The 23,688-nt window shown below is 43.9% G+C and carries 23 protein-coding genes; 14 read left to right on the top strand and 9 right to left on the bottom strand.

Annotation, left to right across the window (positions count from 1 at the left end; all coding sequences use genetic code 11):
- The first annotated feature begins 1 nt into the window (after position 1).
- Together FDP09_RS10070 and coaD are read left to right on the top strand one after the other, a co-directional pair.
- Positions 2-835 (top strand): DUF3822 family protein, encoded by an 834-nt coding sequence (locus FDP09_RS10070; protein WP_137402547.1) that lies wholly within the window; start codon positions 2-4, stop codon positions 833-835.
- Between the two features lie 4 nt (positions 836-839).
- Positions 840-1,295 carry a pantetheine-phosphate adenylyltransferase gene (gene coaD / locus FDP09_RS10065; protein WP_137402546.1) on the top strand — a complete coding sequence of 152 codons (456 nt, stop codon included), beginning with the start codon at positions 840-842 and terminating at the stop codon, positions 1,293-1,295.
- Here the strand turns inward: coaD and FDP09_RS10060 are convergent.
- Complete coding sequence (locus tag FDP09_RS10060) at positions 1,283-1,969, bottom strand: NUDIX hydrolase (protein WP_137402545.1); 687 nt, start codon at positions 1,967-1,969, stop codon at positions 1,283-1,285. The two genes, coaD and FDP09_RS10060, sit on opposite strands and share 13 nt — an antisense overlap.
- 83 nt (positions 1,970-2,052) lie before the next feature.
- Here FDP09_RS10060 and pyrE point away from each other — a divergent pair, with 83 nt between their 5' ends.
- On the top strand, positions 2,053-2,700 hold the full coding sequence (gene pyrE, locus FDP09_RS10055; RefSeq protein ID WP_137402544.1) for an orotate phosphoribosyltransferase: 648 nt from the start codon (positions 2,053-2,055) through the stop codon (positions 2,698-2,700).
- A gap of 81 nt (positions 2,701-2,781) precedes the next feature.
- On the opposite strand, the gene FDP09_RS10050 is transcribed toward pyrE, so the two are convergent.
- The 3 genes from FDP09_RS10050 to FDP09_RS10040 form a co-directional block, all read right to left on the bottom strand.
- A complete protein-coding gene (locus FDP09_RS10050; RefSeq protein ID WP_137402543.1) occupies positions 2,782-3,549 on the bottom strand; it encodes a TIGR02757 family protein in 768 nt (255 codons plus the stop codon).
- Positions 3,546-4,100, bottom strand: a complete 555-nt coding sequence (locus FDP09_RS10045) for a hypothetical protein (protein ID WP_137402542.1) — start codon at positions 4,098-4,100, stop codon at positions 3,546-3,548. Before FDP09_RS10045 ends, FDP09_RS10050 begins: the two co-directional genes overlap by 4 nt.
- A gap of 199 nt (positions 4,101-4,299) precedes the next feature.
- Positions 4,300-5,526 (bottom strand): LysM peptidoglycan-binding domain-containing protein, encoded by a 1,227-nt coding sequence (locus tag FDP09_RS10040; RefSeq protein ID WP_137402541.1) that lies wholly within the window; start codon positions 5,524-5,526, stop codon positions 4,300-4,302.
- Positions 5,527-5,787: 261 nt separating this feature from the next.
- On the opposite strand from FDP09_RS10040, the gene FDP09_RS10035 reads away from it, so the two are divergent.
- From FDP09_RS10035 to FDP09_RS09985, 11 genes are all read left to right on the top strand, one after another.
- Positions 5,788-7,140, top strand: coding sequence for an NfeD family protein (locus FDP09_RS10035; protein WP_137402540.1), 1,353 nt, complete (start codon positions 5,788-5,790; stop codon positions 7,138-7,140).
- 117 nt (positions 7,141-7,257) lie between these two features.
- Positions 7,258-7,629, top strand: a complete 372-nt coding sequence (locus FDP09_RS10030; RefSeq protein ID WP_137402539.1) for a globin domain-containing protein — start codon at positions 7,258-7,260, stop codon at positions 7,627-7,629.
- Between the two features lie 7 nt (positions 7,630-7,636).
- Positions 7,637-8,362, top strand: coding sequence for a lysophospholipid acyltransferase family protein (locus tag FDP09_RS10025; protein ID WP_137402538.1), 726 nt, complete (start codon positions 7,637-7,639; stop codon positions 8,360-8,362).
- Between the two features lie 30 nt (positions 8,363-8,392).
- Positions 8,393-8,680 (top strand): Asp-tRNA(Asn)/Glu-tRNA(Gln) amidotransferase subunit GatC, encoded by a 288-nt coding sequence (gene gatC, locus FDP09_RS10020; protein WP_137402537.1) that lies wholly within the window; start codon positions 8,393-8,395, stop codon positions 8,678-8,680.
- A complete protein-coding gene (locus tag FDP09_RS10015) occupies positions 8,680-11,484 on the top strand; it encodes a tetratricopeptide repeat protein (protein ID WP_137402536.1) in 2,805 nt (934 codons plus the stop codon). The genes gatC and FDP09_RS10015 overlap by 1 nt, the downstream gene beginning before the upstream one ends.
- Positions 11,485-11,810: 326 nt before the next feature.
- A complete protein-coding gene (locus FDP09_RS10010; RefSeq protein ID WP_137402535.1) occupies positions 11,811-12,533 on the top strand; it encodes an ABC transporter ATP-binding protein in 723 nt (240 codons plus the stop codon).
- A gap of 134 nt (positions 12,534-12,667) precedes the next feature.
- The gene (locus FDP09_RS10005) at positions 12,668-13,216 is read left to right on the top strand and encodes a cob(I)yrinic acid a,c-diamide adenosyltransferase (RefSeq protein WP_137402534.1); all 549 of its coding nucleotides are present in this window, start codon (positions 12,668-12,670) and stop codon (positions 13,214-13,216) included.
- Positions 13,217-13,220: 4 nt separating this feature from the next.
- Positions 13,221-14,288 carry a branched-chain amino acid aminotransferase gene (locus FDP09_RS10000; protein ID WP_137402533.1) on the top strand — a complete coding sequence of 356 codons (1,068 nt, stop codon included), beginning with the start codon at positions 13,221-13,223 and terminating at the stop codon, positions 14,286-14,288.
- A gap of 167 nt (positions 14,289-14,455) precedes the next feature.
- A complete protein-coding gene (locus tag FDP09_RS09995) occupies positions 14,456-15,016 on the top strand; it encodes a hypothetical protein (RefSeq protein WP_137402532.1) in 561 nt (186 codons plus the stop codon).
- A 461-nt stretch (positions 15,017-15,477) separates the two neighbouring features.
- Positions 15,478-16,579 (top strand): peptide chain release factor 2 gene (gene prfB / locus FDP09_RS09990; protein ID WP_137402531.1). Its coding sequence is split into 2 segments (ribosomal slippage): positions 15,478-15,537 and positions 15,539-16,579, totalling 1,101 coding nucleotides; the frame shifts between segments, so codons are not numbered across the junction.
- A gap of 75 nt (positions 16,580-16,654) precedes the next feature.
- Entirely contained in the window at positions 16,655-17,854 is a 1,200-nt protein-coding gene (locus FDP09_RS09985; RefSeq protein WP_137402530.1) for an MFS transporter, read from the top strand.
- A gap of 251 nt (positions 17,855-18,105) precedes the next feature.
- Here FDP09_RS09985 and FDP09_RS09980 read toward each other — a convergent pair whose 3' ends face one another.
- The 5 genes from FDP09_RS09980 to FDP09_RS09960 all read right to left on the bottom strand — a co-directional run bounded on the left by FDP09_RS09980 (position 18,106) and on the right by FDP09_RS09960 (position 23,315).
- A complete protein-coding gene (locus tag FDP09_RS09980; protein WP_137402529.1) occupies positions 18,106-18,675 on the bottom strand; it encodes an acyl-CoA thioesterase in 570 nt (189 codons plus the stop codon).
- A gap of 705 nt (positions 18,676-19,380) precedes the next feature.
- Entirely contained in the window at positions 19,381-20,754 is a 1,374-nt protein-coding gene (locus FDP09_RS09975; RefSeq protein ID WP_137404987.1) for an MATE family efflux transporter, read from the bottom strand.
- 57 nt (positions 20,755-20,811) lie between these two features.
- Positions 20,812-21,354 (bottom strand): NUDIX domain-containing protein, encoded by a 543-nt coding sequence (locus tag FDP09_RS09970; RefSeq protein WP_137402528.1) that lies wholly within the window; start codon positions 21,352-21,354, stop codon positions 20,812-20,814.
- A 70-nt stretch (positions 21,355-21,424) separates the two neighbouring features.
- Positions 21,425-21,907, bottom strand: coding sequence for an Lrp/AsnC family transcriptional regulator (locus FDP09_RS09965; protein ID WP_137402527.1), 483 nt, complete (start codon positions 21,905-21,907; stop codon positions 21,425-21,427).
- 211 nt (positions 21,908-22,118) lie between these two features.
- The gene (locus tag FDP09_RS09960) at positions 22,119-23,315 is read right to left on the bottom strand and encodes a tol-pal system protein YbgF (protein WP_137402526.1); all 1,197 of its coding nucleotides are present in this window, start codon (positions 23,313-23,315) and stop codon (positions 22,119-22,121) included.
- Positions 23,316-23,688 lie beyond the last annotated feature (373 nt).

The raw sequence follows: 23,688 nt of genomic DNA, 5'->3' as shown, positions 1-23,688 counted from the left end.
CTTGGCAAAGACTGTAACAAATACACATACAGAATTTCATTGCGATAAACTTGACGTATCCAATACGTCAGGTTTATCGCTTTTATTTTACCCTCAAAGGCTCATCGTTCTGGCCAAAAACCAAAACGGATCGGTCATCGGAGTAAATGACTATCCATTTGTGGAAGAAAAAGAACTGGAAATGATCTTGCAAAAAGATTTGTTCATTTCCGCTAGGGGCAATCATTGCAACACTACACTTTACGTTTACTCCCCTGATTTTTGCTTAGTTCCCAGTGTTCTTTTTGATGCGGAAAAGATCAATACATACCTTAATTTCAGCACGGATGTAACTGGAAAAGACACCTTTTATTCAAACCTGAATGAAGACCAACTCGTCGTAGTTGGAGGGATAGATACTACAACTTTGGCCATCTTTGGCAGGTATGCCAAAAACCTCACATTAAGGCACGGCAGCAGCCTTGCGGTCACGTATTTGCTTGGAGAAAAACCACAAATGCTTAATCAGGAACTTGCGGTGGTCATCGAAGATCATGAAATCTACATTGCAGGTTTTACGAATAAAGAATTGAGGTTTTTCAACCGCTTTGACGTTCGTAACAACCAAGAGTTTCTAAAATACAGTTTCAGTGTCCTTCACCAATTGGCATTCGACAGGATGCATTGTAAAATAACGCTTTACGGAAACCTAGAAGAAATCAACGTACAAGAGCCAGTGCTAAAAAAATATTTCAAAAACATTGAAATAACCGCTCCAAAATCCATCCAAAATTACCTTCCAGGAGCCGAAAGCTTTAGGGAAACCAAAAAACTGGAAGCCTTTTGGGCAAGCTAAAGACATGAAAAAGACAGCTATTTTCCCAGGTTCATTTGATCCTTACACCAATGGCCATCATGATATAGTGATGAGGGGATTGGATATTTTTGACGAAATAGTCGTGGGCATAGGTTATAATTCCTCCAAAAAGTCGCGCTACTTCGAAATAGACATGATGGTTCAGAAAATCGAAGAAGTCTATAAGGATATCCCATCGGTAAAGGTAGTCGTTTACAATGAACTTACTTCTAGCTTAGCAAAAAAACACGATGCCAATTTTTTACTTAGAGGCCTACGGAACACAACGGATTTTGAGTATGAAAATACCATTTCCCAAATGAACCGCTACCTCAACACAGACCTAGAAACCGTATTTTTGATCACTTCACCGCAGTATGCAGCCGTCAGCTCTACTATTATTAGGGAAGTTCATCGATATGGCGGAAATGTAAGCGAATTCCTTCCTTACGAAGTCTGAACTTCCGGTACCATTTTCAAAAACCGCTTGTACAAGTACCTCATTGAAGGGTAAGAGTTTACCAAAGCCACCTTCGCTTCTTGGTGACTGAGCCATTTGATGTCATCAATGCCCTCTTCTCGCTGAGGCGCCATACTGGAATCATCCTTACACTCCATCACATACCAATAGGTCTTCTTCAGAATACTCTTCCTGTTTTGGGTATAGGTGTGCCAGGTCTTGCAGATCAGCTTTCCCCGTTTTACGGACACGGCACATTCTTCTTCCACCTCCCGCACAGCACAAACTTCCGGTGTCTCTCCCTTTTCGAATTTCCCCTTTGGCAGATCCCACTTTCCCAATCGATGGATAAACAATACCTTCTCGTTCTTGGTGACGATCCCCCCTGCAGCCTTGACAATATTAAAACGGCCTTTTATGAAAGACTTTAGCATCTCTACATCATCCGAAACAATGGTAATTGAATCCAGGTTTTTTAATTTCCTCGTCCGAAGCAAGTAAAGTAGCTTAATGATGATGTCTTTGGAAGGCTTGGTGATCAGGACATCATCATGAAAAGCAACATAGGCTGGCAAATCCTTAGGATTTTCATAGACGCATTCAAAAGTCTTTTTCTTGTTCAGTTGGGCTGGGGATAAGATGTCCAGCGGCTTGTCATTGATGAATATTCGCATAAAATGGTCATTTCAAATCAAAAATGCACAAAAATTTTAGCCATCACAACAGCCAAAAGATTTTTATGAATTAATTTTGGGACATGGAATTACACAGCAAAGAAATAGCGGCAACCGTCGCACGAAAATTACTTGACATCAAAGCCATCCGTCTCCAGCCAAAACAGCCCTTCACGTGGGCATCAGGCTGGAAATCCCCTATCTACTGCGACAACCGCCTTTCCCTGTCCTTCCCTGAAGCCAGAACATACATTAAGGAAAAATTGGTGGAAGTGATCAAGCAAAACTACCCTAAGGTAGAAGGCATCGCTGGTGTTGCCACTGCGGGAATTCCCCAAGGAGCACTGATTGCTGAAGAAATGGGCCTTCCATTTATCTATGTAAGGTCGAAACCCAAAGGCCACGGAATGGAGAACATGATCGAAGGCAAGGTCACCAAAGGTCAAAAAGTTGTGGTCATAGAAGACTTGGTCTCTACTGGCGGCAGCTCTCTGAAGGCTATTGAAGCGCTTCATGCATCAGGCTTCGAAGTATTGGGAATGGCAGCCATCTTTACATATGGATTTGAAGTAGCACGTCAGAATTTTATAGAGGCTGACGTTAAGCTGATTTGCCTCAGTGATTATGAAGCCATGCTCCCCCAGGCCATTGAGAACAACTATGCTTCTGATGAAGATCTCCAATCCCTGGCCGAATGGAGAAAGTCTCCAGACACTTGGGGCGCAAAATAAATAACTGCTTTATGAAAAAATTGTAGGGTTGTAAAATCGATCACCTATTTTACAATCCTACAATTCAGCAGTCTCATTTTTTCAAAAGCGCTCTTCTATTCCCAATCCAAAAAGGGCGAAGTCATATTTCACAGGATCATTCGCATCAAACTCCCTTAATCGCTCAGTCAATTCTACGGCTGTTTTCCAGTCGGTTTGTTTTCGCTCAACCAACCCCAACTTTCTGGCCACCCTATCCACATGCAAATCACAAGGACAGATCAATTGGGAGGGCTTGATTTTATTCCAAATCCCAAAGTCCACACCACAGTCATCCTGCCTGACCATCCATCTTAAATACATATTGATACGTTTGCAAGCTGCTTTTCGCTTTGGAGTAGCTATGTGCTTTCGGGTCCTTAGCGGGGCTTCGGGATCATTGAAAAAAACGTCGTGGAAGTTGGTCAACAACTCCCCCATCACATCGACATCACCTGTCCACCCATGGGTAAAAGCCTCCTCTAAGCTATCATGTTCTTTATAGAACCTGCTTAAAAAAGTAATGAACCATAGCGTATCAATATCGTTAAATGTACGGTGCTTAAAGTCCAGAAATCGCTTCAGGTCATGCTCCTGATGGTGCAACATAAAATCATGCGGTGCATCGTCCATCTTGGCCAACAGCGCTGTACACTTATTAATAATGGTCTTTCGCTGTCCCCAAGCCAGTATCGCAGCAAAAAAACCTGCAATCTCAATATCCTGTTTTTTGGAATACCGATGGGGGATCAATATGGGATCCGATACGATAAATCCAGGCTGATTATACAACGCCGCTTTTTCATCCAAAAAGGCTTTTAGGTCTTTCATAAGTCCACTTTCACTTCGCCGCCCTGAATACCATCAAACCACTTAAAACACAGCTCCTTTTCTTCCTTCTCTGCGAGATGCCAGTCGAAGCATTTGATATTGGTCAAGGGTATAAGCCGGTCTTCATCAGGCTCATAAAGACACACGTCAAAATCCGGAAGCTTTTTTGCATCAGTGGTATTCCACTTTTCCAAGATATAACCTTCATCGATTAGTTTTACCTTCGTCCCAAAAACAAAATCTTCAAGTACTGAAGGCACTCCGTCTTTACGCCGGACATTATAGCAAGAGGGCCCAAACATAATCTGCTTATGGAGTTTTCCTTCCAGCAGTTCTACTTCCTTGGATAGTGGCTCCCACTCGGGCGTATTGATCTCAGTAATGGACTCCTTCTTTTTGATACGCGTCAACAGTCTGGATATCCAAGAAAAAAAATAGGTCACACCTATAAAAACCAATCCAAAAGTGGCTAAAATAGGATAGGAAACGATAAATATCAGGTTCCAAATAAACCTGAAAATGTGGTGGAATATGAGTTGGATTTTATTCATTCATTCAAGCAAACGTCCCTGCAAAAATAGCCTAATTATCAGCAATTAACAAAATGACCTGTTTTTGCCCCACGATCAATTTACCATTAAGATCTTCGGTTCACTTATTTTCATCACTCCACCCTAATGACCAAAAAACAAAAAAAGGCTGCATCAAGCACATTGCTATGGATCCAGCCTTTTGGAATTTCAAGCTTCCTTAATACGATATTTCGACCCTAAAACGGTTGTTCACCGCTCTTAATTGGTCAAAAGCCGCTTGGGATACCTTTATCAATAGTTCTTCATTTTCGCCAGTATCAGGAAGCTTTCCAACCACTCTGGCAAAAATAGTCACATCATTTTCTTCATTTCGGATCCTCATGATCGTTCCAACAGGCGCAGTTTTATGCAGTACCAAGTATTTCTTGTGATTGCTCGTGCCTTCGATTACTTCAGCCTGTCCAGATTCCTTAATGTTTTTATATGCGGTACTTTCATTGGAAGCCTTTTTTACCGCCGCCGCTGTGGCTGCTTCTTCCTCTTCTGGAGTAGTCACCACCTTATCCTCACTGGAAGTGACTACTGGCTCCGCAGGTTTGGAAGGATTGTTGACTGCACCTTCTTTCCTTCCTACTTTTAGTTTTTGTCCTTCCCTGAGGTTATTGGACGAAAGTACGTTCCAATTGATCAAATCTCCCATATTGGCATTGTACTTTTTGGAAATGGAGTAAAGCGTTTCTCCATCTCTTACCGTATGGGTGATCCATCCCGTTGATTCGTCCGCAGCGACATCTTCTATGCGTTGCTCGCCTTGTGGCTCCTCGACCTCTTGGGCTTCTTTGGTAGGTTCCTTTTCTTTTTTATTTTTCTTATCATCAGCTTTTTCTTTTTTGGCCGTCTCCGCAGGGGTCGCCGCTACAGGTGCTTGCTTTACTTCAGTGGGATTGCCCCTTAATTCAGGAGCCTCTCTTTTTGGAGTTTCCTTTGGTTTAGCGCCTTCTATGATCAATGCCTGCCCCACACTTAGGTCATCTCCCTTCAGGTCATTCCAGGCTTTCACATCAGAAACAGACGCATTGTACTTTTGTGCAACAGAAAAAAGCGTTTCCCCTGGACTCACTTTGTGCAGCACCGCTCCTTCGGGAATTTCTGTTTTGGGAATATATGGCACTTTAATGCGCTGGCCGATTTTCAGACCTTGCTTAAGTTCGTCATTATTCTTGATGATATCTCCCACGGGCGTTTCATATCGCCTGGATATGGCAAATAACGTTTCTTTTGCCGTCACTTCATGAATAATAAACGTCTTGTCCCCGACCTTTTCCACTCCTACCGAATCCCTGGCTGCTCCTGTCGAAAAGGCAGCCCCTGTACCTGTAAAAAAAATAAGAATGACTAAACTTACACTTTTGATAAAACTGTCCATACTCACTGTAAAACTCATATTTCCTGTTGTGATTACTATTAGCAATTAAGCTTGAATTTGCGCTTTTTTCTTAGCTGCAAATTACAACAAAAATACTGCTAAAATTTTCAATCAATAGAAATTTCCTGATTGATTCCTCTTAAAGTTTCTAAACGGTAATTGTGATAAAACCGCTATATTTATAGTAGCCTTTTCAAATAAATGGTTGCAATATGCGCTACAACACTCAAAAGGAGCATTATCTCCACCAGTAGCGGTAATCACTACTAAAATTTATCTATGAAGACCATTCGTTTTTTCCTCTGCTCATTTTTATTGCTGTCCCATTTTCACCTTTTGGCGACCACCGACTCCTTGAGCATCAAAAAAGTTTACGTCCTCGAGATTCAGGACAATATCGACCCTCGGATGAACAGAAAAGTACAATTAGCCTTGGAGGAAGCCTCGGTGGTCGGAGCAGACATACTGCTGATCCACATGGACACGTATGGTGGTGCGGTGAATGACGCAGACGATATCCGTACGATGCTATTAGAGGCCAACATCCCTACGATATCATTTATCGATAAAGACGCCGCCTCTGCAGGAGCGCTGATATCCATCGCTTGTGACAGTATCTATATGGCTCCCGGTGCCAGCATTGGAGCAGCCACCGTCGTCATGGGCGGATCTGGGGAAGCGGCACCCGACAAATACCAGTCGTATATGCGCTCCATGATGCGAAGCACAGCCGAAGCCAACGGTAGAGATCCCAAAATTGCCGAAGCAATGGTGGATGAAAAATTGGTGATAGAAGGCATCACCGAAGAAGGCTCTGTTATTACATTTTCGGTTTCAGAGGCGATTAAAAATGGATTCTGTGAAGCAGAAGTCAGGTCAATCGATGAGGCTATAAAGCAATTTGGCATACAGGATTACGAACTCATTGAACACGAAATGAGTATCGTGGAACAAATCATCAGCATTTTTCTCAATCCTGCGATCAGTGGTTTCTTGATACTGATCATTATAGGAGGAATCTACTTCGAAATCCAGACTCCAGGAATAGGTTTCCCGCTAGCAGCAGCGGTCACCGCTGTGATTTTATATTTTATCCCCTATTACTTGACAGGCTTGACCGAAAACTGGGAAATCATCGTTTTTGTATTGGGGATTATCCTGCTTGCATTAGAGCTTTTCGTCATACCGGGCTTTGGTGTGGCTGGTATTCTGGGAATCGTCTGTATCCTGACAGGATTGACCCTTGGCATGCTGCCCAATGATGTATTTGACTTTTCCTTTGTGCCTTCCGAGGAACTGTTCGCGGCATTGGTCACTGTAATATTGGCCTCTGTATTGGCCATCGGAGGAATTTTCATGCTGGCTCCCAAAGTAAACGAATGGAAGGCATTCAGTAAGATCACTTTGACCACCACCCAAAAAAAAGAGGATGGTTACACCTCCTATTGGTATTCCGATGATTTGCTTCAGAAAGAAGGCACTGCCCACACCAGACTAATGCCAAGTGGAAAAATATTGATAGACGACCAACTCTATGACGCCCATTCTCGGGGAGAATTTATCGATCAAGGTGAAAAAATAAAAGTCATCAGTACGGAAGGCACTTCTTTGAAGGTGAAAAAAATCAGTTAACCGGCATTGGTCTGGAAGTTACGGATCATTACCGGTTCCATGGTATCTGACATACTGTAGTTGGTACTGTTTTAAGCATTTTTAATTAAGTTTGCCATAACTATCACTTAAAGCCCCATGAATGAATTCCAAACGGTCTATCAAGCCATAGGAGAAGAAAAAATCAAAGAACTGGCAAGGCATTTCTATGAAGGTGTGGCTCATAATGAAGCCTTGAGAGCCCTATACCCCAACGACCTTGATGCTGCTGAGGAACGCTTATTTTTGTTTTTACTACAGGTTTTTGGCGGCCCTGCCACCTATTCCGACAAGCGGGGACACCCAAGACTCCGCATGCGGCACTTGGAATGGGCCATCGATGACCACATGCGAAACCAATGGCTAAGCACCATGTTTACGGCGATGGACAAAATCGCCATCGACCAAAACATCAAAGAGCTCATGATGAGCTACTTCGTGAAAGTAGCCAATCACATGATCAACCAATAATTTCGGTATGCGATTACTCAGGAGGATTTATTCGACATACGGCACCATTATCTTTTTGGGGTCATTCTTGGTGCTGCTCCCTCTTTTCATCATCACTATAGAAGTGCCGGGGCTGAAAAAATACGGCAGAAAACTCAACGGTATCTGGGCGAAGGTCTTCTTCACGGGGCTGTTTATGCCAGTAAAAGTAAAAAACAGGCATCACCTGAAGAAGCACTCCCAATACATCATTGTGGCCAACCACTTTTCCTATCTGGACATTCCCGTGATCGGTTTGATGTCCGGTGATGCTGTATTTGTTGGAAAAAGCTCCATAGGCAAAGTTCCACTTTTTGGTTACATGTTCAGGAAACTTCACATTGCTGTGGACAGGGCCAGCTTCAGAAGCAGGGGAGAAACCCTCAAACGGACCAAGGAAATCATTGATGAAGGAAGCAGCATCATTATTTTTCCAGAAGGAGGCATCCGAAGCACCGATCCGCCAACGATCTCTTCGTTCAAAGATGGAGCATTTAATCTCGCTTTTGAAAAACAAATCCCTATAATTCCTGTAACTTTATCCTATAATCATTTAATTTTGCCGGACGACAATAAATTCTTATTGCACTATAAAACGGTAAAAGTGGTCATTCATGCGCCCATGATACCTGAAGGTTCAGGCAAAAAAGCAGTGGCCGACATGAAGTCGAATTGTCATCAAATCATCCAAGAACAGCTTTGGAAGGACAATTGACCCAGCAGATTTACCAAAAAAATATTTAACATGAAAATTGACATCAATACGTTAAAGAAAATTGCTCATTTGGCCCGCCTCGAATTTGATGAAAACGGTGCCAAGAAAATGACCAGGGACATGACTCAGATCTTGGACTGGGTGGAGCACTTAGAGCAAGTGGACACAGAAGGAATAGAACCGATTACCACCATGTCCTCGGAAGTAAATGTACTGCGGGAAGACACTGTCGGGGAGCACCTTTCCCATGAAAAAGGCCTTAAAAATGCCCCCCAAAAGGATTCTGATTACTTCCGTGTGCCTAAGGTGCTAGAATAATGCCTGAGTATCCCATAGACAAGACCAGCAACATCATATTTCAAAAACTGCCAATCCTCATCGTGATCATTGGCAGTTTTCTTTTGTGTTATCAGCATTTTTTCGCTCCAGGTGAGGCGTTGCCTTTGCAGCCGGGATTGTTTTCAGAAATGGTAGAGGTACCTCTTGATATCTTCAACTGGGGCATCAGCAGCTATCCGCTAAAAGTAGAAAACTACCTTATCTTCCAAAACTATGAAGTGCGGGCTCCAGTGCCACAAGCAACAAAGACGTATTTCTTTGGCGCGGTCACCGGCCTACTGATCAGCTTGGGCATCACCTTGATCACCACCTTTAAGCGATACTACTTTATCGGTGGCATGGGGCTGGTCATCGTCCTCCTCACCCTCAGTGGTGTTAACGCCCTCAATATTGGAGGCGTCAGCAGCAATCTCTCCTTGATCATTTTAATCGTTGGCTTCACGATTCCCGGCATGATCATTCACATTTTTTATGAGCACATTTCGCTGCTCAAAAGGAGCTTGATCATCATCCCTATCATCTGGCTGACCATCGCCAGCTTACTATCCCTAAGCCCTGCGATGAATCCAGCCTTGTTGTTTTCCGAAAACATTGGCTTGACCACACTGGGCATTGCTGCCATTTTCCTGCTGTATGTGGGGCATGCAGTGGTGGGAAGTTTTTTTTTATTGCTTACCAAGCTCAATCGCGGTGTTGGACTTAAGATCTCCTGGCATATCACGGCATTCACCATGGTGTATTTGCTCTTGCTATTAGCGATCTACTTGCACCACACGGGCAGTTTTTCTCTTCCCATCACCTACCCACCACTCTTTCCCCTGGCCCTATTGGCGGGATATTTAGGTTGGTTTGAAGTAAAGGCCAAGCTGGACCAAATAGCCCAGCCATTCGACTGGACAATTGTCGGAAGCGCTTTCTATTGGATTGGTTTTGGGATCACGGCAATGGTCTTTTGGAAGGCTGATTTCTCCATGAACGAGCCCATGCAAGATTTTCTGGACCATTGGCTGCTGTACACGCAGATCGCCATGTCACTACTCTTTTTCTTTTACCTAATGGCCAATTTCCTGGGATTTATGAATTCGGGAAAACCGGTGGATGAGGTGATCTTCAAGCCCAAATATTTCGCTTACCTCCATATGCGTATAGGTTCGTTTATCGCCTTGCTCTCCTTGATTGTCTATGCGGACGGGGTCATTGCTCCACAACTTAGCACCAGCTCCACCAATTTCTCAGCAGATTACTACTACGCCACCGATCGGCCTTTGGAAGCGCGCATTCTATTTGAAAACAGCTGGATCAGATACCGCCGCAACAGCAAAGCAAAAGTAGCTACGGCATTACTCTATGAAGGCGAAAACCAACTTACTCTGGCCAAGCAACAAATGGAAGAAGCTTTTGAATGGGAGCCTTCAGTGGCGGAGGTATTACTGGCTGCCAACATGGCCCACAAGCGTAACCGCTATTTTGACGCCCTTTTCTACCTGGAAAAAGGCTTGGAAATGTTTCCGAATAACGGCCATATCAAAAACAACCTGGCGCTGCTTTACAGCAAAAGCAATAAAGGACAACAAGCCCTTGAGCTACTGGAAGATGAAGCGAACGCCGACCCAACCATGCTGGCCAATCAAATTGGGCTTCAAGTAAAGCACTTGCTCCGCATCGAAAGCATGCCTACTCCCGGAAAGAACAAAATTGCCAAGATCAATTCCTTGGCATATGAAAACGTTTTGGGGAATTTTGCAGCTTTCTCCCTGACTGCTGAACCACTTGACGCTCCACTTATCCAGCAAGCCATTCTCCGAAACCAATGGACAAACCAAACCACCGCCCCACTGGCACAGGATATCGCACTGGTGGATTCGCTGTATAGCCACGAACAGCATACCGCTGCCCAGCAAGAGCTACGTATCACCCGAGTGATCAGAAGCTATCAGGCGCATCATATCGGTGAAACCCTAAAGTATCTCAATGGTCTGGCCATCGATTTTAATGGATCTGCGGGATATTTCCACGCCTTGGCCGCACAAATATTGACAGGTGAAGCGGATTTTGAAAAAGCCGCCAATGAACTTGAAATGGCCGAAATGATGGGCTTCAGGGATCTTAAGGCCGACCACTTGCCCATTCTTTATTTTGGTGGCAAAAAGGACCTTTCCTTTAAAATTGCCGACAAATACGACTTGGAGTTCCCAAAATGGATGGCAACCGAACAAGATCCCGCTACCAACTCAACCCAAGAAAGCTTATACTTTGGTCACCTTGCAGGGCTTAACAAAGCCACCAAGGTGGATTTCATTGCCCAATTGGATTCAATGGAAGGAGGACCGCTAAAGGTGATTTTTGCCCATGAAATCCTATTCAAAAAGGGGCACTGGCTCTCAGAAAATGAAATCGAAAAAATCAGCAATTACCTGTTTTCCCATAACGAACTGGATCGCCATTATATCCAGGAGCTGGTGTCCATTGCGAGACAAGAAATGGAGAATTCTCCCGAAAGCCCCCTCCTGAAAGCATATTTCCCAGAGAATGCCCCAGTATCTTCCAATCCTTACTTTACGCCCGTCGTACTCATGGCCGCAAAGACAGCCTCTTCTGCAGAAGCGCGCTATGAACTTTTGAGAAGTGCCGCAGAATTCAACAAAGACCCCAAATTATGGGGCAAAATGATCAGTGCCGCACGAAGCCTAGGACTTACCGGATATGTCAACGCCTACATAAAGGAAATGAGGGAATGGGTGCCTCCAGTCGAGCTTCAGAAAATATTGGAAAATGACCATTGACCTCCACTATTTAACAGGTTGATTTTCGTTTTATCAACGGGACTTTAGGTAGTCTTTACTGGAGGGGCAATTCCAATTCACCTGCCAGAGGAATGGTTCTTCGTCTAAATTTATTTTGTATGCTCGGGACAAGTGTCGGAAACAGCCCAAATGGATCAACGAATCAAAGCATGACCTTGCTGGAATATAGCCCCTACACTTTTTTCTTGGCTCCATGGGCCTATCTTCATACTTTCATTTTGCCTTTTAGATAAATTAAGAGTATTCCATTACACTTTTTGGTTTAAAACTGTATCTTTAGGAAATACAAAACATCAATTTTTATCATGGGGAAAATAATTGAAACCAAAGACATCAAGAAAACATATGTGATGGGCGCCGAGAAAGTACAGGCACTCAAATCCGTCACCATAGATATCAATAAAGGAGAATATGTTGCTTTTATGGGACCATCAGGTTCTGGAAAATCCACTTTAATGAATATCATTGGCTGTCTCGACACCCCTACTGCTGGCAACTATGTACTGAACAGCAAAGATGTCAGCCATATGTCTGAAAACGATTTGGCCGAAATAAGGAACAAGGAAATTGGCTTTGTGTTTCAGACGTTTAACCTTCTCCCCCGTGCTACTTGCCTTGAGAATGTGGCATTGCCGCTTATATATGCCGGTTTCAGTAAATCAGACCGTGAGGACAAAGCCTTCTTGGCACTGAAAAGTGTAGGCCTCGAAGACCGGATCAATCACAAGCCCAATGAATTATCAGGGGGACAACGCCAAAGAGTAGCCATCGCCCGTGCTTTGGTCAATGACCCCAGCATCATCCTTGCCGATGAACCTACAGGAAACCTGGACTCCAAAACTTCCTATGATATCATGAACCTCTTTGATGAGCTCCACCAAAAGGGGAACACCATCATCATGGTGACGCACGAGGATGATATTGCCCATTATGCCCACCGTATTGTGAGGCTCAGGGACGGCCTAGTGGAAACAGACCAAAAAAATCCCAACCCAACAAAAAATAATTTTCAGGCGGTCAGCGAATAGTATTGCAATTAAATGCTTAATTTTGCTTCCTGATTTCAAAGTAGAAAATGAAATTGGTAAAATATTCTTTAGCAAGGGCTTAAGAATATTTTACCTTTTCTTTATACCTGAAGCAAACCTAAAAACGTTACTGAATGAAGCTTTACACAAAAGGAGGCGACCAAGGCCAGACCTCCCTATTGGGTGGAAGTAGGGTTTCCAAAGCTGATTTAAAAATAGAAGCTTATGGGACCGTGGATGAGCTAAATGCTTTTGTAGGTTTACTTAAGGACCAAAAGGTAAACAAAAAACGCTCCGATCAGTTAAAAACGATTCAAGACCGGCTGTTTACTATCGGCGCGGACTTGGCCACTGAGGAAGGAAACAAGAACGTAAAAAAGCCAGATATTGTAGAAGGGGATGTTGCCTTTTTAGAGAAGGAAATCGACCTGATGGAAGAAAAACTCCCCGCTTTGAAAAAGTTCATATTGCCCGGTGGGCATCCTGCCATTTCATACAGCCATGTGGCCAGAACAGTGTGCAGGAGGGCTGAAAGAAGGGTCACCGCACTCCATGACCAAGAGGTGGTGGATGAGATAATAATAAAATACCTCAACAGGCTTTCAGATTACCTGTTTGTCTTGGGAAGGATGATAACAATAGAATTAGAAGTAAAAGAGATCACGTGGGAATCTAGAGTTTAATACCATGAATACAACAATAGACATCCAAATAAAACAAACCAGTCAATCCAAGTTACCAGGAACCGATTTTGAGAACCTGAGTTTTGGACAGGTCATGAGTGACCACATGTTTGTGGCCGATTACAAAAATGGCGAATGGCAGGACTTCCGGGTAGCACCTTACGCTCCACTCAGCCTAAATCCAGCCAACGCCACCCTTCATTATGGTCAATCTGTCTTTGAAGGCCTAAAAGCCTATAAAGACGACCACAACAATGTGCTGATCTTCCGACCAGATGCCAATCATCGTCGTTTAAACGAATCCGCTGACCGGCTGTGCATTCCGCAGATTCCGGAGGAAATTTTCATGGATGGATTAAGAAAGCTTTTGGAAGTGGATCGGGATTGGATCCCCAACAAACCGGGCTGTTCACTTTACATCCGACCATTTATCTTTGCCACGGATGATTATTTGGGCATTCGGCCATCCGCCACGTATAAGTTTATGATATTCACTTGTCCCGTAGGACACTACTACGCCAAGCCGGTATCGGTAAAAGTGGAGACCAAATACACGCGTGCCGCTGAAGGAGGAACAGGTCAAGCAAAAGCAGCAGGTAACTACGCCGGCTCGCTTTATCCTGCCCAAATCGCCCAAAAACAAGGCTATGATCAACTGCTGTGGACGGACGGAAAAAGCCATGAAAACATCGAAGAAAGCGGCACCATGAACGTTATGTTCATCATCAATGACACCCTCATCACAGCCCCTACTTCCAAGGGCACCATCCTCAAGGGCATTACCCGTGATTCTGTTTTGACACTAGCAAAGGAAAAAGGCCTTGAAGTGGATGAACGATTCCTGACTGTAACAGAACTCAAAGAAGCGTTGGAAAACAACACCCTCCAAGAGGCATTTGGTACGGGAACTGCCGCCACCATTGCCCATATTTACAAAATCAATGTTGGGGACAAGGATTACGACCTGCCGGAGAAACCAGCTGATTCCTTCTCCTACCAAGTGTTGGAAACCCTTGACGCCATTAAATATGGCCGGCAAGAAGACACTCATGGATGGATCACTAAAGTCTAGCCAAATCAGGAGAAAAAATTCACGAAAAGCATTTCAGGAAACAAAACACCTCTGGAATGCTTTTTTATTTACCTTGCGGATTTCAACATTATTCTTGACCATCTGCAAACCCACTTTGCCATCTCACGTAATATTAAGTGAATTTTTCTAATCATAACCAGTAGCACATGAAAAAGCACTTAGGACTTCCCTTGTTTTTTATCATTTTGGCCATAATTGCCCTAAGCCTTCCCCAAGCCCAGGCCCAACGATATCTGATTTTGCAGAAAGGAGGAAACCAAAAAACCAAGATCAGGTATGATGAAGGGGATCTGATCACCTATCAAACCAAAGACATGGACTATTTCATCAGTGATCAGATCAAAGAAATCCACCGGGATTTTCTGGTCCTTAGGGAAAACATCCTCCGTCCAGAAAATATCGCGGTAGTGGACGTACGCGACAACCGTGAACAAAACCGAACCATCAGAAGCTTCAGCACCATCTTTGCAGCCGCTGGCGGGCTGCTGCTCACAGCGGAAACCATCAACAGCCTCTATACAGAAGGTGAGCTCTCTTATTCCAAGGGAGGGCTCATTATATCGGGTGCATTGCTTGCTGGGAGCTTTGTCATCTCAAGGTTTAAGAAAAAGTACTTTAAGAATGAAGGAAGGAACAAGATCCAAATCATTTACCTGGATATCGCTCCCCTAGAAGAGGAAGACGACAAAAAGAACCTTTACCAATAACTAGGATAAAGTAATTTTTCTGGATGGAAGGTTTTATTTTATCTGTAAGCGGGGTTATTCACAGAATGCACTTTTACATGGCAATGAAACAAAAGGCCACTAATTTACCCGGACACAAAGTTTTTCATATAGGGCGGAGATTGCAAGGCAAATACCTTCCCGTTGTTCCGACAGCTATGCTGCGGAACCTAAAAGCAATGAGTTTTCAACTCAACACCACCTACTGGGATTTTTATTTGTAAATATAAGGTATGGACCACACGCCTGCGGCTACTCCCCAGCGTCTTCGTGGCAACAATCCTTGTAAAAAAACACTTTACCGTCGAGCACTTTTAGGGGATAAATCCCAAAATCCAATGGAATCCGAATGCTTCCAGAAAGATCACCGTTGGGATTTAGGTAAAGCCATAAAATTTGCCGAAATTCGCCATTCTTAAAATCAATTAAACGAAAATAATTTTATGACATCAGAACAGTTGAAAGACTTGAAGGCGCGTATCACGGCCTTAAGGAGGTATCTTTGACTACGATCGTAAGAAAGCAGAAATAGAAGACCTAGAAGCCGTATCCGCACAACCAGATTTTTGGAACAATCCGGAGGAAGCCGAAAAGACCATGAAACAAATCCAGGCACGAAAGGGCTGGACAGGTGCTTATGAAAAGGCAGAGACTAGCATTCAGGACTTGGAGGTATTGTACGAATTCTACACAGCAGGAGAGGTAGAAGAAGAGGAAATCAAAACCGATTATCAAAATGCGCTCGATGAAATCGAAGAGCTTGAGCTGAAAAAAATGCTCAGCGGTGAAGAGGACCAGCTCAGTGCACTAATGGAGATCAACCCTGGAGCAGGCGGTACAGAAAGTAACGACTGGGCTTCCATCCTCATGAGAATGTACATCATGTGGGGAGAGAAAAACGGCTATAAAGTCAAGGAAGTGGATCTACAAGAAGGTGATGTGGCAGGCATCAAATCCGTCACCCTGGAGTTTGACGGACCATTGGCGTATGGCTTTTTAAAATCGGAAATCGGAGTGCATCGGTTGGTGAGAATTTCACCATTCGACAGCGGAGGCCGAAGACACACCTCCTTTGCTTCGGTGTACGTCTATCCGGTAGTGGATGACTCCATCGAGATCGAAATCAACCCTTCTGACATCGAGCTTCAGACTTCCCGATCCGGTGGTGCCGGAGGACAGAACGTGAACAAAGTAGAAACCAAAGTTCAACTTACGCACAAACCTACCGGAATTGTGGTGGTCTGTCAGGTAGAACGCTCACAGCTGGCCAACCGTGAAAAAGCCATGCAAATGCTGAAATCACGTCTTTACCAAATGGAAATGGAAAAGCGAAATGCTGAACGTGACAAGATTGAAGCAGGCAAGATGAAGATTGACTTTGGCTCGCAGATCAGAAATTATGTATTGCATCCTTACAAACTGGTCAAGGACGCAAGGACTGGTCACGAAACTTCAGACGTACCCACCGTATTGGACGGCGGGCTGAACGACTTTATCAAAGCTTATCTATTGGCACAAAGTGAAGAAGAAGCTGAAAACAATTGACCTTAGCTTTCATTCAAGACCTTATAAGCGCACCGAAAATCCTTCGGTGTGCTTTTCTGTTTTAATTGGCAAACCATGAACCTGCAAAAAATTCTTCCTCCTTTTTTTACGTTGCGCTTTCTGCAGTTGTGTCTAAGTTCCTTTCTGTTCTTTGCCAGTTTTAACATGATCATTCCAGAACTTCCCGCTTATTTGAGCAGTTTGGGCGGCGAGGATTATAAGGGATTGATCATTTCATTATTCACCTTGACTGCTGGCCTTTCACGACCATTTAGTGGAAAACTGGCCGATAGGATCGGAAGGGTTCCGGTAATGATTTTTGGTGCTGCGGTATGCCTGGTAGTGAGCCTGCTTTACCCATTGATTGCCGGAGTAGCCGGTTTTTTGTGTTTACGGTTTTTTCACGGCTTCAGCACTGGATTCACCCCTACGGGCATTTCAGCCTATGTGGCGGACATTGTCCCCTTCAACCGTCGCGGGGAAGCGATGGGACTACAGTCACTCTTTAGCTCACTCGGCATGGCTGCCGGACCGGCTTTTGGAGGCTATATCGCAAGTCTTTACGGGATCACGCCTCTTTTTTATTGTTCATCTGGGGTGGCCTTGGCATCCATTTTATTACTGGTTCGCCTAAAGGAGACTGTACCTGAAATTGAATCTTTCCAATTGGCACATTTCAGGTTGAAAAAAGATGAAATCTTGGAGAAACGGGTGTTTTCGCCCTGTTTTGTCTTATTCTTCTCTTATTTGTCGTTTGGAATCATCCTCACCATAATCCCTGATTTCTCCGCATACCTGAACATTGCAAACAAAGGGATCTTCTTCGCCGTTTTTACGCTTAGCTCGCTGGCCATACGACTGCTGGCCGGAAGGGCTTCGGATCGGCATGGTAGAATTCCCGTTTTAAAAGCCGCTACCCTATGCCTTGCACTGGCCATGGCAGCCATAGCCTTTAGCCATTCCAAGGAAATGCTGATCTTCTCCGGTGTACTTTTCGGATTCGCCCTGGGCATGACCTCTCCGACCATCGCCGCCTGGACAATCGACTTATCATTATCGGCTTTTAGGGGAAGAGGTCTGGCGACCATGTATATCGCCCTGGAGGCAGGTATTGGCATTGGAGCGTTGGGTTCAGGCTGGATTTACGGCAATCAGTATGACCGATTTCCGCTGGTATTCCTCCTAGGAACCGCAGGAGCCTTAATAGCTTTCATCTACCTATTCATCACCAAAACGGCCTCCAAAACTCAGCCCGACCACTTAGGATTGGATTAAAACAAGGTTTTCATCCTCTGGATTTGGACGGTATTTGAAAGACTGCAAAACCTAGAGGTTCCCTCCATTCTTCCAAGCCAATATGAAAACGGGCTGATTAAGGTTACTCTTTGACCCCGTTGAGTCAGAGATCCAATGTCCGCCAATGCTGGAACAGCACCCAACACAACCTGAGTTCAAGTCAGAGAAGACCTATACACTGAAGACATTTTTCTCAAATCTCAACACTACTTTCCTTATTCCATCTCCTTCTAAGATTTCTTAGCCTGGTTAATACAGCGCTGATCTTTCAGCAGCTTATCGATATCTTGTTTTTCCCAATTGGACTTTATCTCCTGTAAATTGGTCTCATAATTCTGTTTGAACTTCCGGCGGTAAATTGCCTCTACAAACCTTCTGACATCAGTAGCATCTTCCAGTATCAACTTAGGGACCTTGGTTGGCCTGTCATCTTCACCTTTGGCGACCATCGTAAAATAGCAGGTGTTGGTATGCTTGACATTCCCTATTTTTACATTTTCAGAAATCACCTTTATCCCGATTACCATGGAGCTGTTCCCCACATAGTTGATGGAAGCCATGAGAGACACTAGCTCTCCCACCTCCACCGGTTGCAAAAAATCCACTGTATCTACCGAAACGGTCACACAATAGGCACCACTGTGCTTACTGGCCGTAGCATATGCCACCTTATCCATCAAGGAAAGTAAAATCCCACCGTGTATCTTCCCTCCAAAATTGGCATAAGAAGGAATCATCAATTCGGTAATGGTGGTCCTGGAAAAGGCAGCCGTTCTTGCTATTTCTTTTTCTGTACGCATGATTGGTCTCTTTAAAAACTGCAAACAATTCGATAAAGATAAAATAAACTCTCCAAAAGACCCTGACATAGGCTAAATTCTAAAGGGTAAACACATTTAAAAATGCCCAATGGGATATACACCTGTCCTTCCTATAAATATGGAAGGGGTAATAAGGTATTCAGCTAAAATCAGCATTTTTCTCCATTTAGACCTCCTCCAAAGATGGGGCATACCGCATGCGCCACAGCATAGATCCGACCGACCATGATGCCACCGGTACGTATGACAGCAATCCTATTGGAAAAAAGCTAAGACGTATGAGGGATCAAGCAATATTTCTGGGGGGGACGAATGTTTACATGGTCTTATGAAAGAGAATTTCATACCATTAAAACGATTTGCTTCCTTCATCCGTACGAATGGGTTTTAGCGGGAATTTTTAAGGAATAGGCTGGGGAATGCAGCTATAACTAAAAACGTTGGATGGGCAATTTACCACGGGCTTCACCCATGGTTATGAACGTGTCACTCCTCAGGAGTTAGCTTTCGAGTGCCATCTTTCAATGCAGGTCCGACATGCACTGGTGCCTTTGGGACTTTTTGGCATTTTTTTACAGTGGTTTTACCATTAAGAAAACTGGCAGACCCCAACTTTTCCGCTTGATCCCGTATGTCCTGCTCAATACAATATCATCAATAGGTTAACCCATATAAAACACACCCTCACACTACTTCCAGTTGCTGACGCTTCCGAGAGAGCAACCGCAAACTCAAGCGCTGAAACCGCCAAAGTAGCATCCCCCCAGTGATGGTCAGACCAATCAAGAGTCCATACCAAATGCCCTTTTCCTCAGCACCCCAGTGAAAAGCCAGCATGTATCCCAGCGGAAGGGCGATCACCCAATACGCCACTAACGTGATCACAGTAGGCATCTTCACATCCGCCATCCCCCTGAGCGCCCCCAGTCCCACTACCTGAATACCGTCGGATAGCTGAAACAACCCTGCTATTACGAGCAGCCCGGCTGTCATTTCTACCACATCTGCATCCCCAATATAAAGCAAGGGCAGGTAGTCTTTGAAAGCAATAAAAATCCCCGCAAACAACAACATAAACGCTGCAATCATCCCAAAACATGTAAATCCGGCCTCACGAAGGGTTTTGATATCATTTCTGCCCAACTGATTCCCTACCCTTACCATTGCGGCGGCAGACAAACCTGATGCCATCATATAACTGATAGATGCTAAGTTAATGGCAATTTGGTGGGCAGCCAGTGCATTTACCCCTATCCAGCCCATCATAATAGCCGCCGAACTGAACGCCCCGACCTCAAAAACAAACTGGAAGCCCGTAGGGACACCGATCTTCAGCAGCTTACTGAACATCGGGAAATACAGTTTGCGAAGATCCAATTTCAGCCTATACTTCTTAAACAACGGGCTTTTCCACACAAAATACGCCATCACCAATGCCATCAGCACCCTTGAAATAAATGTCGCCCAACCTGCTCCGTTTAGCCCCATGGGGGCAAACCCTAGGTGACCATAAATCAGCACCCAGTTAAGGAAGACATTGATCACATTACAAAAGATCGTAATCAGCATCGCTTCCTTGGTATGGCTCAATCCCTCGGCGAACTGCCTGAACGTCTGGAAAAACATCAGCGGGATCAAAGAAAGTGTAATCACTCCCAAAAATGGAATCGCTTGCTCCACAACTCCTTCGGGCTGATTCATATGTGCCAGCAGTGGTGATGCCAATACAATCACCAAAAACAAAATAACACCCGTAAACCCGTTTATGGCAAAACCGTGATTAAAAATCCGTGTGATCTTACGCGGCTTTCCTTCGCCATCGGCAGCAGCCACCAGTGGTGTCATGGCCATCGAAACCCCAGTACCAAACATCATCACCACGAAAAAGATGCTATTGGCCAATGAGGCTGCCGCAAGCGGTTCTGCCCCTAGCCTTCCGACCATCATACTGTCGGCCACTCCTACCAACACCTGCCCCAATTGACTCAACATCACGGGATAGGCAAGGTTAAAGGTCTTGGAAAAATGTTCCTTAAAGTTAAGTTGCTGTAAATTCATCATCCATTGGCACCTAAGTCCCTAACGATATAATAGGGAACAAATCGTCGAAAAATTTTATACACCGAGCATTCTGGCGGCTTTTAACAACACCGCCACACTGATCACATCAGTGATCTCTCCATCGAGGACCTTCTGAACAGCCTCCTTCAAGGGCAGCTTTTTCACCTCAATTTTCTCCGTATCCTCAAAGGCGGTTTCCCCCGGGGTCAGGTCCTGGGCCAAATAGGCAAAACCTTCTTCATCTGTTACAGAATTCGAAGTATGAAACCGCATGATCGGCGTCCATCTCTCTGCCGCCAACCCCGTTTCTTCTTTCAGTTCCCTTTTGGCTCCCTCAAGAACGTCCTCTCCTATCGGGCTACCCCCCTCGGGGATTTCCCAACTATATTCATCAATAGTGTACCGAAATTGCCCCACCAGCCAAGTATTGAGCTCCTCATCGACGGGCAAAATCGCCATGGCCTTATTTTTAAATTTGACTTTCCCATACAAGCCGTCAGTACCTGCGGGGGTGACCACTTGGTGCTCTTCAAGTTCTATCCAAGGATTGGAGTATAATGACTTCCTAGACTTGGTTTTCCAAGGATTTTCTTCCATAATATTCAGTACTTTTCAAAAAAAAAGGGCGACTGAACAGCCACCCTCATTTGATTAAACTTCTTTTAATTTAAGCAGGGATTGGCAATACTTTGCTGTCCTTAAAGGTAGAAAGAATAACCATTGACTGCATAGAGTCCACTTCCTTAATCTCACTTACCTTCTCCAGCATCAGCTTCTGATAAGAAGTAATGTCCTTGGAGATAATCTTCAAAATAAAGTCCCCAGTTCCGGTGATATGGTGGCACTCGATCACTTCCGGAATCGCTTCGATTTCCTTCATAAAAGCATCAATATTTGATTTATTGTGACCGATTAGGCTTACCAAAACAAAAGTACTTACGCCAAGACCGATTCTTTCGGGATCCAGTTTTGCGTGATAGCTCTTGATAATTCCAGACTGCTCCAGTTTCTTCACACGCTCCAAGGTAGGAGCAGGAGACAAACCAATATCTTTTGAAAGCTGTGCATTGGTGATTTTCGCGTTTGCCTGAAGGATTTCAAGGATTTTGCGATCAATTTTGTCGAATTTTACTCTTATGTGATTATCCATGATTTATAGTATTTGCGAAATTTTATGTCGTGCAAAGGTAATATAATTTCAAATTATTTTAAAGCTATTCAAGGCAAAAAACGACCATAAATACAAAATATTGTTAATTTTAGTCTCGAATATTTAAAACTTTTCACGACATAAAACTTTATTACATCCAAAATTTCAAATTTTCTCCTGATTCATTTTAATATACACGTAGCAAACTGGATTAAAGTTTATTCTTTTTTAAAAAATCTCTGGCTTCTTGATGAGCGGGGTGTTTTCGCTTCGCATATTTCTTCACCATTTTTAGGTATTCCTTTGCTTCTTTATCCCTTCCTTCACTGGCAGCAATCTTCCCTAAATGCACTAAGGCAAAAAGGTAATACCCACTTTCTTGGTTCTCTGACTCCTCTCCAAAGGAAAGTGTTTTTTCGTAGTACTTTTTGGCATTCGGCACATCATTTATCCGATCATAGTATTGGGCAGCAAAAAACGAGGCATATCTTCCGCTGTTGGCTTCATATCCGAGCTGGGTTTCTTCTATCCGTCCCAAGATATCAAGCGACACGTCTTTTGCTTGTGCTCCTCTCCCCACGGCATATAGCTGTCGGGCATAAAAACGATGGAAATAAGGATTGTTTGGATATTTTTCATGCAGATACGCTGTAATCTGTAAGGCATCGTAAGGACGGTTTTCCTCTGAAGCATATAACCGGAAAAGAAAATACTGAGCCTCCACTCTGGCATAGAATGCATTCTTCGCCACTTCTTCCAATTGCATCAGCCCAAGTGCCTTGTCTCCTTTCGGGAAAAGTGCCATAACAGGCTTCATCAACGGATAATTTTCAGGTATCCAAACCGAGAAATAATTGAACAAGGCATCACCAAGCAACAATTCCGGGCTCAACTCTTCCTCGCCCTTGCTCAGCTCCATATACTTTAAGGCATTCTTTCCTGCAAGTGCAGTCGCTGTCCAGCTGTTACGCTCACTCAGCAGCCGTCCTTTAAATCCATACGCAGCCGCCAAAAAGAAAGCCGCCTCCTTATTATCAGGATCCTCGTCCAGCATCACCTCTGCCTTTTCAATCGTTTCTTCCATAAATCTCAAAAAGATCTTGTCATGCTCTTCGTTATCCATGTCAGGAACAATCTTCCACCATTGGGCGAGCCCCATAAGGAAATAAGGCAATGGGTGCTCAGGATATGAATACCGCATTACCGCAAACCCCCTTTCGGCGGTTTCAAAATCAAAATCGTACATGCTGTTGATCGCCTCTGTAATTCTAAACTGGAGCCCCTTGTCCAGCAATAAATAGGTTGGCCCTTCCGATGAGCTGTCCAAAGAATCGCTTTGAAACTGTCGGCCATTTACCTCCTGAAATACAAACAGCAGAACAATGAAAAGGTATGTTGCGATTTTCATTTAATTATTTTTTTGCAAAATTACGACCTTCTTCATTTTCCTTCATGATAATCCGGCATTTTATTACAATGCCGATTAAGATTGATAACGAACAGCCTCTTTCTTAATTTTACAATCTGTATTTTATATTCATGTTTAGTTAACTGGCTAAGGAAACCAATCATGCCCAATTTTAGTTTCCACTACCTCCTGAAAAAACACCGTTTTCACAATATTAATTCAAAAGACCTATTATCCACTATAATATAGAATATGCCCCCAAAAAACCATTACATACCTATAAAAACGGTCAAAAAAGGAGCTTTTTTGGTCAAAAAGGGGTTTTAATAGTCTTTTTCCTTTCAAAAGTGCAATAAAACCTGTATTCTCGTGT

It is taken from the genome of Echinicola rosea, from assembly GCF_005281475.1.
Lineage (GTDB): Bacteria > Bacteroidota > Bacteroidia > Cytophagales > Cyclobacteriaceae > Echinicola > Echinicola rosea.
The sequence above is the reverse complement of the archived record's forward strand: the minus strand, read 5'-3'. Positions and strand labels throughout refer to the sequence as shown.

What these genes read in the sequence shown, in the direction of transcription:
- coaD (WP_137402546.1), top strand. Translation starts at nt 840, where the DNA reads ATGAAAAAGACAGCTATTTTCCCAGGTTCATTTGATCCTTACACCAAT.
- FDP09_RS10060 (WP_137402545.1), bottom strand. Translation starts at nt 1,969, where the DNA reads ATGCGAATATTCATCAATGACAAGCCGCTGGACATCTTATCCCCAGCC.
- pyrE (WP_137402544.1), top strand. Translation starts at nt 2,053, where the DNA reads ATGGAATTACACAGCAAAGAAATAGCGGCAACCGTCGCACGAAAATTA.
- FDP09_RS10050 (WP_137402543.1), bottom strand. Translation starts at nt 3,549, where the DNA reads ATGAAAGACCTAAAAGCCTTTTTGGATGAAAAAGCGGCGTTGTATAAT.
- FDP09_RS10045 (WP_137402542.1), bottom strand. Translation starts at nt 4,100, where the DNA reads ATGAATAAAATCCAACTCATATTCCACCACATTTTCAGGTTTATTTGG.
- FDP09_RS10040 (WP_137402541.1), bottom strand. Translation starts at nt 5,526, where the DNA reads ATGAGTTTTACAGTGAGTATGGACAGTTTTATCAAAAGTGTAAGTTTA.
- FDP09_RS10035 (WP_137402540.1), top strand. Translation starts at nt 5,788, where the DNA reads ATGAAGACCATTCGTTTTTTCCTCTGCTCATTTTTATTGCTGTCCCAT.
- FDP09_RS10030 (WP_137402539.1), top strand. Translation starts at nt 7,258, where the DNA reads ATGAATGAATTCCAAACGGTCTATCAAGCCATAGGAGAAGAAAAAATC.
- FDP09_RS10025 (WP_137402538.1), top strand. Translation starts at nt 7,637, where the DNA reads ATGCGATTACTCAGGAGGATTTATTCGACATACGGCACCATTATCTTT.
- gatC (WP_137402537.1), top strand. Translation starts at nt 8,393, where the DNA reads ATGAAAATTGACATCAATACGTTAAAGAAAATTGCTCATTTGGCCCGC.
- FDP09_RS10015 (WP_137402536.1), top strand. Translation starts at nt 8,680, where the DNA reads ATGCCTGAGTATCCCATAGACAAGACCAGCAACATCATATTTCAAAAA.
- FDP09_RS10010 (WP_137402535.1), top strand. Translation starts at nt 11,811, where the DNA reads ATGGGGAAAATAATTGAAACCAAAGACATCAAGAAAACATATGTGATG.
- FDP09_RS10005 (WP_137402534.1), top strand. Translation starts at nt 12,668, where the DNA reads ATGAAGCTTTACACAAAAGGAGGCGACCAAGGCCAGACCTCCCTATTG.
- FDP09_RS10000 (WP_137402533.1), top strand. Translation starts at nt 13,221, where the DNA reads ATGAATACAACAATAGACATCCAAATAAAACAAACCAGTCAATCCAAG.
- FDP09_RS09995 (WP_137402532.1), top strand. Translation starts at nt 14,456, where the DNA reads ATGAAAAAGCACTTAGGACTTCCCTTGTTTTTTATCATTTTGGCCATA.
- FDP09_RS09985 (WP_137402530.1), top strand. Translation starts at nt 16,655, where the DNA reads ATGAACCTGCAAAAAATTCTTCCTCCTTTTTTTACGTTGCGCTTTCTG.
- FDP09_RS09980 (WP_137402529.1), bottom strand. Translation starts at nt 18,675, where the DNA reads ATGCGTACAGAAAAAGAAATAGCAAGAACGGCTGCCTTTTCCAGGACC.
- FDP09_RS09975 (WP_137404987.1), bottom strand. Translation starts at nt 20,754, where the DNA reads ATGAATTTACAGCAACTTAACTTTAAGGAACATTTTTCCAAGACCTTT.
- FDP09_RS09970 (WP_137402528.1), bottom strand. Translation starts at nt 21,354, where the DNA reads ATGGAAGAAAATCCTTGGAAAACCAAGTCTAGGAAGTCATTATACTCC.
- FDP09_RS09965 (WP_137402527.1), bottom strand. Translation starts at nt 21,907, where the DNA reads ATGGATAATCACATAAGAGTAAAATTCGACAAAATTGATCGCAAAATC.
- FDP09_RS09960 (WP_137402526.1), bottom strand. Translation starts at nt 23,315, where the DNA reads ATGAAAATCGCAACATACCTTTTCATTGTTCTGCTGTTTGTATTTCAG.